This is a genomic window from Streptomyces sp. SID13726 (genome assembly GCF_010548375.1).
Classification (GTDB): domain Bacteria; phylum Actinomycetota; class Actinomycetes; order Streptomycetales; family Streptomycetaceae; genus Streptomyces.
The window spans coordinates 1-404 of record NZ_JAAGLY010000706.1 but is presented as its reverse complement, the minus strand read 5'-3'; the positions used below and the strand labels follow the sequence as shown (position 1 = coordinate 404).

1 pseudogene is annotated in these 404 nt (G+C 69.3%); it reads left to right on the top strand.

Annotated features, from left to right (window positions below):
- Nucleotides 1–404 (top strand): annotated as a pseudogene (locus tag G3I78_RS49875) (inositol-3-phosphate synthase); the annotation flags it as partial.

The following is a 404-nucleotide window of genomic DNA, read 5'->3' as shown; positions in this document are numbered from 1 at the left end:
TCGACGTGGACGCGAAGAAGGTCGGCTTCGACCTGTCGGAGGCGATCAACGCCTCGGAGAACAACACGATCAAGATCGCGGACGTCCCGCCGCTCGGCGTGACCGTCCAGCGCGGCCCGACCCTCGACGGCATCGGCAAGTACTACGCGCAGACGATCGAGGAGTCGGACGCGGAGGCGGTCGACGTCGTCGCCGCGCTGCGCGAGGCGCAGGTCGACGTGCTCGTCTGCTACCTCCCCGTCGGCTCCGAGCAGGCCGCGAAGTTCTACGCGCAGGCCGCGATCGACGCGGGCGTCGCCTTCGTCAACGCCCTGCCCGTCTTCATCGCGTCCGACCCGGAGTGGGCCGCGAAGTTCGAGGAGGCCGGCGTCCCGATCGTCGGCGACGACATCAAGTCCCAGGTC